The organism is Mycolicibacterium parafortuitum (genome assembly GCF_002086815.1).
Classification (GTDB): domain Bacteria; phylum Actinomycetota; class Actinomycetes; order Mycobacteriales; family Mycobacteriaceae; genus Mycobacterium; species Mycobacterium parafortuitum.
Map to the genome: position 1 here is coordinate 433,325 of NZ_MVID01000002.1, position 11,436 is coordinate 444,760.

The 11,436-nt window shown below is 68.8% G+C and carries 12 protein-coding genes; 6 read left to right on the forward strand and 6 right to left on the reverse strand.

What is annotated here, in order from left to right:
• Window positions 1-198 precede the first annotated feature (198 nt).
• On the forward strand, window positions 199-1,038 hold the full coding sequence (locus tag BST38_RS04700; protein WP_165761558.1) for an HAD-IB family hydrolase: 840 nt from the start codon (window positions 199-201) through the stop codon (window positions 1,036-1,038).
• Between the two features lie 440 nt (window positions 1,039-1,478).
• Here BST38_RS04700 and BST38_RS04710 read toward each other — a convergent pair whose 3' ends face one another.
• Window positions 1,479-2,213: a Fic family protein gene (locus BST38_RS04710; protein ID WP_083142069.1), complete on the reverse strand. Its 735-nt coding sequence runs from the start codon at window positions 2,211-2,213 to the stop codon at window positions 1,479-1,481.
• Window positions 2,214-2,333: 120 nt separating this feature from the next.
• Here BST38_RS04710 and acs point away from each other — a divergent pair, with 120 nt between their 5' ends.
• Window positions 2,334-4,295, forward strand: coding sequence for an acetate--CoA ligase (acs, locus tag BST38_RS04715; protein ID WP_083142070.1), 1,962 nt, complete (start codon window positions 2,334-2,336; stop codon window positions 4,293-4,295).
• A gap of 4 nt (window positions 4,296-4,299) precedes the next feature.
• On the opposite strand, the gene BST38_RS04720 is transcribed toward acs, so the two are convergent.
• The gene (locus BST38_RS04720; RefSeq protein WP_110781503.1) at window positions 4,300-4,965 is read right to left on the reverse strand and encodes a chymotrypsin family serine protease; all 666 of its coding nucleotides are present in this window, start codon (window positions 4,963-4,965) and stop codon (window positions 4,300-4,302) included.
• A gap of 172 nt (window positions 4,966-5,137) precedes the next feature.
• Between BST38_RS04720 and BST38_RS04725 the strand changes: the two genes are divergently transcribed.
• Window positions 5,138-5,683: a phage holin family protein gene (locus BST38_RS04725; protein ID WP_181791959.1), complete on the forward strand. Its 546-nt coding sequence runs from the start codon at window positions 5,138-5,140 to the stop codon at window positions 5,681-5,683.
• A complete protein-coding gene (locus tag BST38_RS04730) occupies window positions 5,683-6,648 on the forward strand; it encodes an alpha/beta fold hydrolase (protein WP_083142072.1) in 966 nt (321 codons plus the stop codon). The genes BST38_RS04725 and BST38_RS04730 overlap by 1 nt, the downstream gene beginning before the upstream one ends.
• A gap of 22 nt (window positions 6,649-6,670) precedes the next feature.
• Here the strand turns inward: BST38_RS04730 and marP are convergent, their stop codons facing one another.
• The 4 genes from marP to nth are packed head-to-tail and all read right to left on the reverse strand — an operon-like array spanning window position 6,671 to window position 10,086.
• Window positions 6,671-7,864 carry an acid resistance serine protease MarP gene (marP, locus tag BST38_RS04735; RefSeq protein ID WP_083142073.1) on the reverse strand — a complete coding sequence of 398 codons (1,194 nt, stop codon included), beginning with the start codon at window positions 7,862-7,864 and terminating at the stop codon, window positions 6,671-6,673.
• A complete protein-coding gene (locus tag BST38_RS04740) occupies window positions 7,861-8,643 on the reverse strand; it encodes an NUDIX hydrolase (RefSeq protein WP_083142074.1) in 783 nt (260 codons plus the stop codon). The genes marP and BST38_RS04740 overlap by 4 nt, the downstream gene beginning before the upstream one ends.
• Complete coding sequence (locus tag BST38_RS04745; RefSeq protein WP_083142075.1) at window positions 8,640-9,284, reverse strand: TlpA family protein disulfide reductase; 645 nt, start codon at window positions 9,282-9,284, stop codon at window positions 8,640-8,642. Before BST38_RS04745 ends, BST38_RS04740 begins: the two co-directional genes overlap by 4 nt.
• A gap of 4 nt (window positions 9,285-9,288) precedes the next feature.
• Window positions 9,289-10,086 carry an endonuclease III gene (nth, locus tag BST38_RS04750; protein ID WP_083142076.1) on the reverse strand — a complete coding sequence of 266 codons (798 nt, stop codon included), beginning with the start codon at window positions 10,084-10,086 and terminating at the stop codon, window positions 9,289-9,291.
• Window positions 10,087-10,190: 104 nt separating this feature from the next.
• Here nth and BST38_RS04755 point away from each other — a divergent pair, with 104 nt between their 5' ends.
• Together BST38_RS04755 and crp are read left to right on the forward strand one after the other, a co-directional pair.
• Complete coding sequence (locus tag BST38_RS04755) at window positions 10,191-10,535, forward strand: hypothetical protein (RefSeq protein ID WP_083142077.1); 345 nt, start codon at window positions 10,191-10,193, stop codon at window positions 10,533-10,535.
• 102 nt (window positions 10,536-10,637) lie between these two features.
• The gene (gene crp, locus BST38_RS04760; protein WP_005138643.1) at window positions 10,638-11,312 is read left to right on the forward strand and encodes a cAMP-activated global transcriptional regulator CRP; all 675 of its coding nucleotides are present in this window, start codon (window positions 10,638-10,640) and stop codon (window positions 11,310-11,312) included.
• Window positions 11,313-11,436: the final 124 nt, after the last annotated feature.

Here is an 11,436-nt window from a genome sequence, read left to right on the forward strand (position 1 = left end):
ACACCCGGCATAAGCCGAGTAATGCCCACTATACACACGCCAGTGAGCCCCAGCGCAAGTATCGAAATGGCAACGCTCCGCGTGGTTGTCGAAAACGTTCGGCGCTTGACACGTGTCGTGAACTGCCAATTTGTACGATCTGCCGCCAATTGTCACGCCGAGCGGCTCTATGCTGACGGGGTGACCTCATCCGACCCGGTGGTTGGGGGTAGCCCCGCGCCCGACGGGCCCGGCGCGCCGCAGCTCCCCGTCCGCACCGCGGCGTTCTTTGACCTCGACAAGACAGTGATCGCCAAATCAAGCACTTTGGCTTTCAGCAAACCGTTCTTCAGCCAAGGGCTAATCAACAGGCGGGCGGTGCTGAAATCCAGCTATGCGCAATTCCTGTTCCTGATGTCGGGCGCCGATCACGACCAGATGGACCGGATGCGCAGTTACCTGACCAACATGTGCACCGGGTGGGACGTCGAGCAGGTCAAGGCGATCGTCGGCGAGACGCTGCACGACATCGTCGATCCGCTGGTGTTCGCTGAAGCTGCCGAGTTGATCTCAGACCACAAGCTGTGCGGACGCGACGTGGTGATCGTGTCGGCCTCCGGCGAGGAGATCGTCGCGCCCATCGCGCGCGCCCTCGGCGCCACGCACGCGATGGCGACCCGGATGGTCGTCGAGGACGGCAAATACACCGGCGAGATCGCGTTCTACTGCTACGGCGAGGGCAAGGCCGAAGCGATCCGCGCGCTGGCCGAACGCGAGGGTTACGCCCTTGAGCATTGCTACGCCTACTCGGATTCGATCACCGACATCCCGATGCTGGAGACCGTCGGCCATCCGACCGTGGTGAACCCCGACCGCGCGCTGCGCCGAGAAGCCGCCGCGCGGCAGTGGCCGATCCGCACCTTCTCCAATCCGGTCTCGCTGCGCGACCGCATCCCCGCGCCGTCCGGTGCGGCGGTGGCGACCACCGCCGCGGTCGGCTTCAGCGCACTCGCCGCCGGCGCGCTGACATACTCGCTGCTGCGCCGATTCGCGTTATGACACAAGCTACTTGCGGGTAGCTGGATCACTGCGCGTAACGATCTGGGGTCGCGCGCATTTCACCCTTGCTGTGACCGTGGTCACGTAGTACAAAGGACGTACGGAAGCTGAGAGAGGCCAAGACCGAGTCGGAAGAGAAGGCTCGGCCTCCCGACCTCAGATTCCCAGCACGGGTCCCGGTACCCACGCGGAGCACATACCGCGATAAAGGTAAAAGTGTTGCGGGCCTGCGTAGTTGCGAAAATCGGACGGCCCCGACGGTCCTTTGGGTAGGGCTGCGGTCGTAACGAGTCGCAAAGGCGCCGAGGCCACCCACGCAACCCATACGGCACGCATGGTAACCGTGCCCCGTGCTAGCGGGCGGTGAGCTGATGTGGTCGCAAGGCCACGCGGATCGCCGCCCGCTTCATGTTGCGGGCCGCATGCCACGCGGCCGCGACTCAGGACGTGGCGGCCTGCGCGATCGACAGCGCCTCACGCGCCCCGGCGTGTAGCGCCTCGCTGCTGAGCACCAGCCACGCCGCCAGCCCATCGGGCGTCCCGGACGCGAATCCCCGTGCCGCAGCACGGTAGTCGTTGGACCGCCGCATCCAGTGCACCTCCGGCACCCCGAGGCCGTGCGGGTCCAGCCCGCTGGCGATCGTGATCAGCCGCGACACCCCCCGCGCCACGACACCGTCGGCACTGCCGAAAGGTTCCAGCGTCAGAAGTTCGCCGTGCGCGACCGCCGCCAGGATCGTGGCGGGCACCCGCGTCGCCCCGGTCGCGAGCTCGGCGAGCAACTCCAGCCGCCGCCCGGCGCCCTCCCGCGGCCGGCCCAGCGCGTCGTCGCCGACCAGGTCCGCCGCGGCCAGCGCATGCAGTCGGGCCATGGCCTGCAGCGGCGCGCGCCGCCACACCCCGACCAGCGCTCCCTCACCGCCTTCGAGGGCCTCGGCCACTCGCAGCGCACCGGCGAGCACCGGATCGCGCTCACCGTCGGTGGCGAACTGCAGCGGCCCGCCGTCGAGCACCGACGACGCGCGCGCCGCTCGCAGCGCCGCCTCGGCGGCGTTCTTCGGCCACCCGCGCAGATTCGCCCGGTGCCGGTGCGCCCGGCCGAGCGCCTCGCGCGCCTCTTCGCCGGCCTCCGCGACGCCGGGCAGTTCGGTCAGCGGAGCCAACGGGTCAGTCACGCCCCAGAAGATACCGCTGGGCCGACGCTCGCTGACGTTCGTCGCAGCGCAGATGCCGTCCGCAGCGTCGGAAGTGACGTGCCAACGCCGATGCAACGTTGGGTGACTACCCTCACAACCATGACCGAGACGCATGTCGACGCCCCGTCGTCCTATCCTCCGGCACCCGAGTTCACCGCGCAGGCCAATGCCACCGCGGACCTCTACGACAAGGCCGAAGCAGACCGGCTGGCCTTCTGGTCCGACCAGGCGCAGCGGCTGAGTTGGGAGACCCCGTTCACCGAGGTCCTCGACTGGTCACAAGCCCCGTTCGCGAAGTGGTTCGTCGGCGGCAAGCTCAACGTCGCCTACAACTGCGTCGACCGCCACGTCGAGGCCGGCAACGGCGACCGCGTCGCGATCCACTGGGAGGGCGAGCCGGTCGGGCACTCGCGCGACATCACCTACGCCCAGCTCAAAGACGAGGTGTCCCAAGCCGCCAACGCGTTCACCGAACTCGGCCTCAAGTCCGGCGACCGCGTCGCGATCTACATGCCGATGGTGCCCGAGGCGATCATCGCGATGCTGGCCTGCGCCCGCCTCGGCGCGATGCACAGCGTGGTGTTCGCGGGCTTCTCGGCCAGTGCACTCAAGGCCCGCATCGACGACGCGAAGGCCACGCTGGTGATCACCACCGACGGCCAGTACCGCCGCGGCCAGGCGGTGTCGCTGAAGGAAGGCGTCGACGAGGCCATCGAGGGCCTCGGTGACGACAGCCCCGTCGAGCACGTCGTCGTGGTGCGCCGCACCGGCATCGACACCCCGTGGACACAGGGCCGCGACCTGTGGTGGGACGAGGTCGTGCCGAAGGCCTCCACCGAGCACACCCCTGAGGCGTTCGACTCCGAGCATCCGCTGTTCCTGCTCTACACCTCCGGCACCACCGGTAAGCCCAAGGGCATCATGCACACCTCGGGCGGTTACCTGACCCAGGCGTCCTACACCCACTACAACGTGTTCGACGTCAAACCCGAGACCGACGTGTACTGGTGCACCGCCGATATCGGCTGGGTCACCGGGCACACCTACATCGTGTACGGACCGCTGTCCAACGGCGTGACCCAGGTCGTCTACGAGGGCACGCCGGCCTCCCCCAACGAGCACCGCCACTACGAGACCATCGAAAAGTACGGTGTCACCATCTATTACACGGCGCCCACGCTGGTCCGCACGTTCATGAAGTGGGGCCGTCAGATCGCCGCCGATCACGATCTGTCCAGCCTGCGGCTGCTCGGGTCGGTCGGCGAGCCGATCAACCCGGAGGCGTGGCGTTGGTACCGGAAGGTGTTCGGAGCCGACAAGACGCCGATCGTCGACACCTGGTGGCAGACCGAGACCGGCGCGATCATGATCTCGCCGCTGCCCGGCGTCACCGACTGCAAGCCGGGTTCGGCAATGCACGCGCTGCCGGGTATCTCGGCCAAGATCGTCGACGACGACGGCAAGCAGCTCGATCCCAGCCCCGATCACGGCGAGCACGAGACCGGATACCTCGTGCTGGACAAGCCGTGGCCGTCGATGCTGCGCGGCATCTGGGGCGACGACGAACGGTTCAAGGAGACCTACTGGACCCGGTTCGCCGAGCAGGGCTGGTACTTCGCCGGCGACGGCGCGCGCTACGGCAGCGACGGCGAGATCTGGGTGCTGGGCCGCATCGACGACGTGATGAACGTGTCCGGCCACCGGATTTCGACCGCCGAGGTCGAGTCGGCACTGGTCGGCCATTCCGGGGTCGCCGAGGCGGCGGTGGTCGGTGCCAGCGACGAACAGACCGGCCAGGCCATCTGCGCGTTCGTGATCCTGAAGTCCTCGGCGCACGGCGGCGAGGAGAACATGATCGACGAACTGCGCGCCGAGGTCGCCCGGGAGATCTCGCCGATCGCCAAGCCGCGCGAGATCCACGTCGTCCCCGAGTTGCCGAAGACCCGCAGCGGCAAGATCATGCGCCGGCTGCTGCGCGACGTGGCCGAGGGCCGCGAGCTCGGCGACACCTCGACGCTGGTCGATCCGAGCGTGTTCGAGGCGATCCGCGCCAGCAAGTAGTCCGTCAGCGGGCGCCGACCGGGACGAACCCGCTTCCCGGTCGGTTCTTGGCGACGATGTCGGCCAGCTGGGTGTTGAACGACATCGTCACCGCCGGGGTGTGCAGCGGGATGAACTTGACGACGCACGTAGGCAGGTCCTCGGAGAAAGCTCCGTGGAGCATGCCGACCAGGCGGTTGTTGACGGTGACGGGGCCGCCCGAATCGCCCGGGCCGCCGCACACCTGGTTGAGGATGGTCCCGGGCTCCTGGCCCGGGCCCCACGTGACGCCGCACGAGTAGCCGGTGGTGCGGCCCAGCTTGCACGCGACCTCGCCGAACTTCGGGTCGGGACCGAGCCCGTCGATGCGGAATCCGTTGACCTCGTTGACGGGCACGACCTTGGTCGGATCGAACTTGATCACCGCGTAGTCGAGCATGTCGTTGCCCGCCACCATCTCCCCGAGCACCCCGGCCCCCTGCGCCGCCTCGGCGCCGACCACCGCACCCGGCCCGCCGCAGTGCGCGGAGGTGAACCCGATCAGGTCGCCGCGGTTGTCGGTGCCGATCGCGGTCAGCGTGCACAGCGTCTCGCCGTCGACGACGAGGCCCGACCCACCGCCGAGCGGAACCCCGGTCTGTGCGTGCGCGACGGAGTTGCCGGTGAACGCACCTGTGACGGCGGTCAGCACGGCAAGCAGAACCGCGGCCGCGGCACGCACCGTCAGCCGGAGGTTGTTGGTCGCCAAGTTGGTCCCTCCCCGATCACAAAGCCCGAAATCCCCGACGTGCCTGAACCCCCAGCAAGGAATGTAGGCAGTCTATCGTCGGCCTGAATCGTTTAGCGGCGCGCCACGTGGCAACATGAACGCGACCCAGGACACAAGCGGGAAGGAAGCTTTCGTGAGCGACCGCAGGAACGGCGTGCCCAATACCGTGACGTCGATACCGCTGGTGGACCCGCACGCACCGAAGCCCGATCCGTCGATCGGGGATCTGGTCAAGGACGCCACCGCGCAGGTCTCGACGCTGGTGCGCGCCGAGGTCGAGCTGGCCAAGGCCGAGATCACCCGCGACGTCAAGAAGGGTCTGACCGGCAGCGTCTTCTTCATCGCGGCGCTGGTGGTGCTCTTCTACTCGACGTTCTTCTTCTTCCTGTTCGTGGCGGTGCTGCTCGACGAGTGGCTGTACACCTGGGCGGCGTACCTGATCGTGTTCGGGATCATGGTCGTGGTCACGGTGCTGCTCGCGTTGTTGGGCTATCTGAAGGTCCGCCGGATCCGCGGCCCGCAGAAGACCATCGAGACGGTCAAGGAACTTCCCGACGCGTTCACCCCCGGTCACGACAGGAGGGCCGTCGCGACCACCGACGGTCAGCCCGCGGCGCAAAAAGACCCGTCCGGCTGGTAATGGGCCGACCCGACCCGTCGGTCGTACGCATCGGGGGGCCATGGCGCCATCTCGATGTTCACGCCAACGGGATCCGCTTCCACGTGGTGGAGGCGCTGCGGCCGGATGACGAAGCACCCGCCGACCCGACCCGGCCGCTCACCGACCGGCCGCTGGTGATCCTGCTGCACGGCTTTGGATCGTTCTGGTGGTCGTGGCGTCACCAGCTCAAGGGCCTGTCCGGGGCGCGGGTGGTCGCCGTCGATCTGCGCGGGTACGGCGGCAGCGACAAGCCGCCGCGCGGCTATGACGGCTGGACGCTGGCCGGCGACACCGCCGGGCTGGTGCGCGCGCTGGGGCACAACAGCGCGACGCTGGTCGGGCACGCGGACGGCGGGCTGGTCTGCTGGGCGACCTCGGTGCTGCACCCACGGGTGGTGCGGGCCATCGGAGTCGTCAGCTCCCCGCATCCGGCCGCGCTGCGCGCGTCGACGCTGCGGCGGCGCGACCAAGGCCGGGCACTGCTTCCGTGGATGCTGCGCTACCAGGTTCCGATGTGGCCGGAGAAGGCGCTGACCCGCCACGACGGCGCCGAACTCGAACGTCTGGTGCGCAGCCGGTCCAGCGCGCGATGGCAGGTCGGTGAGGATTTCGCGGAGACCATCGGGCACCTGCGCCAGGCCATCCAGATCCCGTCCGCCGCGCACTGCGCGCTGGAGTACCAGCGGTGGGCGGTGCGCAGCCAGATGCGCACCGAGGGGCGGCGGTTCATGCGCTCGATGCGCCGGCCGCTGGCGGTGCCGATGCTGCACCTGCGCGGCGACACCGACCCGTATGTACTGCCCGACCCGGTGTATCGGACCCAGCGTTACGCGCCGCACGGGCGCTACGTGTCGATCGCCGGCGCCGGGCATTTCGCCCACGAGGAAGCGCCGGAAGCGGTCAACGACCAGCTGATGCGTTTCCTGCGGCAGGTGTACGCCTGAGCCTTCTGGGCCCGCCTGAGCCCTATCCGGCGCTGATGCAGGTTCCCGTCGGGACCGGCGCGACATTGCCGACCTTGGCCATCTGCGGCGCCACCTCTACGGCGGTCAGCACGAACCCGGTGTCGACGTCGTCGACGGCGGCGCCGAACACCACCCCGAGCACCTTGCCCTGCCGGTTGATCATGGGTCCGCCCGAATTGCCCTGCTTGACCTGGCCGCGGATGGTGTAGACCTCGCGGGTGACGGTCGTCGAGCGGTAGATGTCGGGCCCGTTGAGCTCGATGACCTCGCGGACCCGCGCGGGGGTCGGGGTGAAGTCGCCTCCGCCGGGATAGCCCATCACGATGCCGTCGGTGCCGCTCGCGGCGATCTGGTCGACGAACTGCAGCGGGGCCGACGGCAGGTTCGGGACGTCGAGGATCGAGATGTCGGCGTTGGGGTCATACGACACCACGCTGGCCTCGTACTCCTGGTCGTCGACCAGGATGGTGACGGTGTCCGAACCGGCCACTACGTGCGCGTTGGACATCACCCGGTTCGGGGCGACGACGAAGCCGGTGCCTTCGAGCACTTTCTGGCAGCTCTGCGCGACGCCCTTGACCTTGACCACGCTGGAGCGCGTCTGGTTCACGACCGGCGAGGTGGCGAGCGCCGCGTCCGGCGGGTCGATCTCGGCGACCGGGGTCGGCCCGAACGGTTTGAGCACGTCGTGCAGGCCCGCGGTCTCCCACAGCGCCGACAACCGGTTGGGCACCGAGCGCAGCCAGCCGGGGGCCACCGAGTCGACCTCGGCGATCACCTTCGACCCGGACACCGCGGCGGCCAGGTTCGGTTGCGGCGAGGACACCAGTGCCGTGCCGAGCAGCCACGACGCGGTGAGTACCAGGACCAGTTGCAGCGCGACGCCGACGACCGAATCCGCCAGCCGCAGAGCAGGGCTGCGGATCGCACCGCGCACCGCGCGGCCGAGCACCACACCGGCGATCTCGCCGATCACGACGAGCACCAGGATCAGGAACAGGGTCACGAACAGTTTCGTGCGGGGGCCGTCGAAATAGCTCACGACGTGCGGAGCCAGCAGGATTCCGGCGCCGGCGCCGAGCGCGACACCGACCAGGGCCATCAACGAACCGGGCGCCCCTGATCGCCAGCCGGATACGGCAGCGAGGAGCGCCACGGCGAGGATGGCGATATCAAGCCATTGTGACGAGTTCATCGTTGGGCCTCACCGTAGCTGTCCTCGGCGTCCAGGAGCGCCATTGCATCGCTGAGTTCGTAGAGTTTGTCGGTTTCCCACGGCTGTGCCCACCCGGCGACGTCGAGCATCGCGGAGATGACCTGCCCGGTGAACCCCCACACCAGCATCTCGTTGAGCAGGAACGCCGGGCCCGCGGTGCGGCGGGTGTTCTCGCCGCGGTACACCATGATCCGGTTCTCCGGGTTGACGAACGCGCGCACCGGAACGCGGGCGACGTGCGCGGTCTCGGACTTGTCGACGACGGTGACGGGGCCCGGATCCGGTGAGTACGCGAGCACGGGCACGACGTGGAATCCCGACGGCGGGATGAACATCTTGTCGAGCGTGACCAGCGGCCGCACCCGGCCGGCGGCGAGGCCGGTCTCCTCGGTGGCCTCCCGCAGCGCGGTGTGGACGGGGCTGCGGTCGTCCGGGTCGGCGGCGCCTCCGGGGAACGCGGCCTGGCCCGCGTGGTGGCGCAGGGTCGCGGCTCGCACGGTGACGAGCAGGTCCGCGTCGTCGGGCAGCGCGCCGGGGTCCCCGTCCGCGGGCCCGGAGAACAGCGCGAGGACCGCGGCGTCGCGGCGGGTGCCGGTCACCGCCGCCGTCGTGTTGGCGGCGGTCAGCGCGGCCAGCACCTCGGCGGGCACGCGGCGGCGGTAGGCGTTCTTCACGGCGCCGGGGTTCTCGACCAGCGGCGCCAGCCAGGGCGGCGCGGCCGACGGCGTCAGCTCACCTTCTCGGCTGTCCCAGCTCACGGGACTCCAATCTTCGGGTCGACCGCTGCGGCGATGTCGTCGGCCGTCGCGAAGGACCGGGGCAGGATTTCGGCAACGCTACCGTCGGCACGCAGGACCACAGTTGCGGGCATCACGTTCGGGACGCCCAGCGCAGCGGCGATCCGGCGGCGGCCGTCCTGCACGGTCGGCAGGTGAACGCCCAGTTCGGCCAGCCGCAGCAGCGCGGCGCTCTCGTTCTCGTCCTGGTGCACGGTCAGCACCAATACCTCGGAGCCGACCCGGCGCTGGTACTCGGCCATCGCGGGCAGTTCGTCGGCGCACGGCCCGCACCAGTACGCCCATAAGTTCAGGACCACGGGACGGCCCGCGACGGCACGGGCGATGTCGACCTGCGACCCGTCGCCGACGCATTCGAGAACGATGCCGCGCAGTGCGGCCGGGCCTGCCCCATCCCCGGGCGCGGGACAGGGTTGCAGCGCCGCCGCGGCGCGGGGCGCCGCGAGTGCTTCGGGGGTGTCGGCGTCGCGCCGGTCCCGCGCGGACGGGACGTCGGTGTGCGGTGAGGTGCCCGGTTCGTCACCGAGCTCGGTCCACAGTGCGACGCCCAGCGCGACGAGGATGACCAACGCCACGACGCTCCAGCGGGCGGATGCGCTCACGCCCCTAGAGCCCGGCCAACGCCAGCAGGTGCTCGGTTTCGGGACCCTTGACCAGCGGTGCGGCGACCAGCGGATCGGTGGGACCTATGCCGTAGGACGGGCAGTCCTTGGCGAGCACGCACACCCCGCAGGCCGGCTTGCGGGCGTGGCAGACGCGGCGGCCGTGGAAGATCACCCGATGGCTGAGCAGTGTCCACTCACTGCGCTCGATCAGCTCGCCGACGGCGTGCTCGACCTTGACCGGGTCCTCTTCGGCCGTCCAGCGCCAGCGCCGCACGAGCCTTCCGAAATGGGTGTCGACGGTGATGCCCGGGATGTCGAACGCGTTGCCCAGCACCACGTTGGCGGTCTTGCGCCCGATGCCGGGCAGCGTGACGAGCTCGTCGAGCGTGCGGGGCACCTCGCCGTCGAAGCGTTCCTCCAGCGCCTGGCCCAGACCGATGAGCGCGGTGGCCTTGTTCCGGTAGAAGCCGGTGGGCCGGATCAACTCTTCGAGTTCGGTGCGGTCGGCGGTGGCGTAGTCGCGGGCGGTCCGGTACTTGGCGAACAGCGCGGGGGTGGTCAGGTTGACCCGTTTGTCGGTGCTCTGGGCCGACAGGATGGTCGCGACGGTCAGCTCGAGCGGGTTGGTGAAATCCAGCTCGCAGTAGACATGCGGGAAAGCCTCCGCCAGAGCACGATTCATCCGACGCGCACGGCGCACCAGGCCCAGCCGCGTCTCTTTGTCCCACTTGGCGGAACTCTTCCGGCGGGCCGTCTTCGCGCCGGCGCGGCCACCGGCCGAGGACTCACTGACGGTCACCAGGCCAGCGTACTGACCGACACGCGACGCGCCCGGCGCGGATCGGTCCTTAACGTGGACTTTTCGTGATCCCGCTGAGACCTTGGCGGTGTTTACTTCCCCTCGTGTCGTGGTTGCTCGTCGTGCTGATCCCGGGGTTGCTGATGGCTGCGACCTTCGGGTTGGAGCGCGTCGAGTCCGGGTTGCGTGACGGCACCCTGTCGGCGGCCGACGTCGACGAATTCCTGGAACAGGCCAAGGCCAGTGAGGCCGAAGCCCGTATCCGGGAGTCCGCGCAGACGGTGCCCTACACCGGATCCGAGTGTGTGTGCGAGCAGAGCGCATCGTTGCCCGCGCCGCTGCCCATGTACACAGAAGCGATCACGGCCCGCGATTTGCCGAGCGGCGACTATCTCCAGCACCTCGCCAATCCTGAGTTTCGGCAGACTCGGCATGCCAATCGTGTGTAGCGTGAGCAGGTCACAAACGGCGTACCACTAGACTGATCTCACGGCCTGCAGAGGTCGCCTCGCAAACTTTCTAATACACCGAACGCATATCAAAGGGGCAACGTGGACGAGATCCTGGCGAGGGCCGGAATCTTCCAGGGAGTCGAACCCAGCGCGGTCTCCGCGCTGACCAAGCAACTCCAACCTGTCGACTTTCCGCGCGGGCACACCGTGTTCGCGGAGGGTGAGCCCGGTGATCGGCTGTACATCATCATCTCGGGGAAGGTGAAGATCGGGCGTCGTTCGCCGGACGGCCGCGAGAACCTCCTGACGATCATGGGTCCGTCGGACATGTTCGGTGAACTGTCGATCTTCGATCCGGGTCCGCGGACCTCGAGCGCGACGACGATCACCGAGGTGCGCGCGGTGTCGATGGACCGCGACGCGCTGCGGGCGTGGATCGCCGACCGCCCCGAGATCGCCGAGCAGCTGCTGCGCGTGTTGGCCCGCCGGCTGCGCCGCACCAACAACAACCTCGCCGACCTGATCTTCACCGACGTGCCCGGTCGCGTCGCCAAGCAGCTGCTGCAGCTCGCGCAGCGCTTCGGGACGCAGGAGGGCGGCGCGCTGCGCGTGACCCACGACCTGACTCAGGAAGAGATCGCCCAGCTGGTCGGCGCATCGCGCGAGACCGTGAACAAGGCGCTGGCCGATTTCGCCCACCGCGGCTGGATCCGGCTGGAGGGCAAGAGCGTACTGATCAGCGACAGCGAACGCCTGGCGCGCCGAGCGAGGTAACGAGCGAGAATCCGGCGCCGAGCGAGGTAATTTCTCCGCCGAAATTGCATTCCAGCAGGAGAAGTGCGACTCAGACTCAATCGGTCGCTGCAACACCTGATTCGTCGAGGGGTGTTGTTCGATG

Coding starts and splice junctions, on each gene's coding strand:
- acs (WP_083142070.1), top strand. CDS start 2,334: ATGACCGAGACGCATGTCGACGCCCCGTCGTCCTATCCTCCGGCACCC.
- BST38_RS04725 (WP_181791959.1), top strand. CDS start 5,138: ATGAACGCGACCCAGGACACAAGCGGGAAGGAAGCTTTCGTGAGCGAC.
- BST38_RS04730 (WP_083142072.1), top strand. CDS start 5,683: ATGGGCCGACCCGACCCGTCGGTCGTACGCATCGGGGGGCCATGGCGC.
- marP (WP_083142073.1), bottom strand. CDS start 7,864: ATGAACTCGTCACAATGGCTTGATATCGCCATCCTCGCCGTGGCGCTC.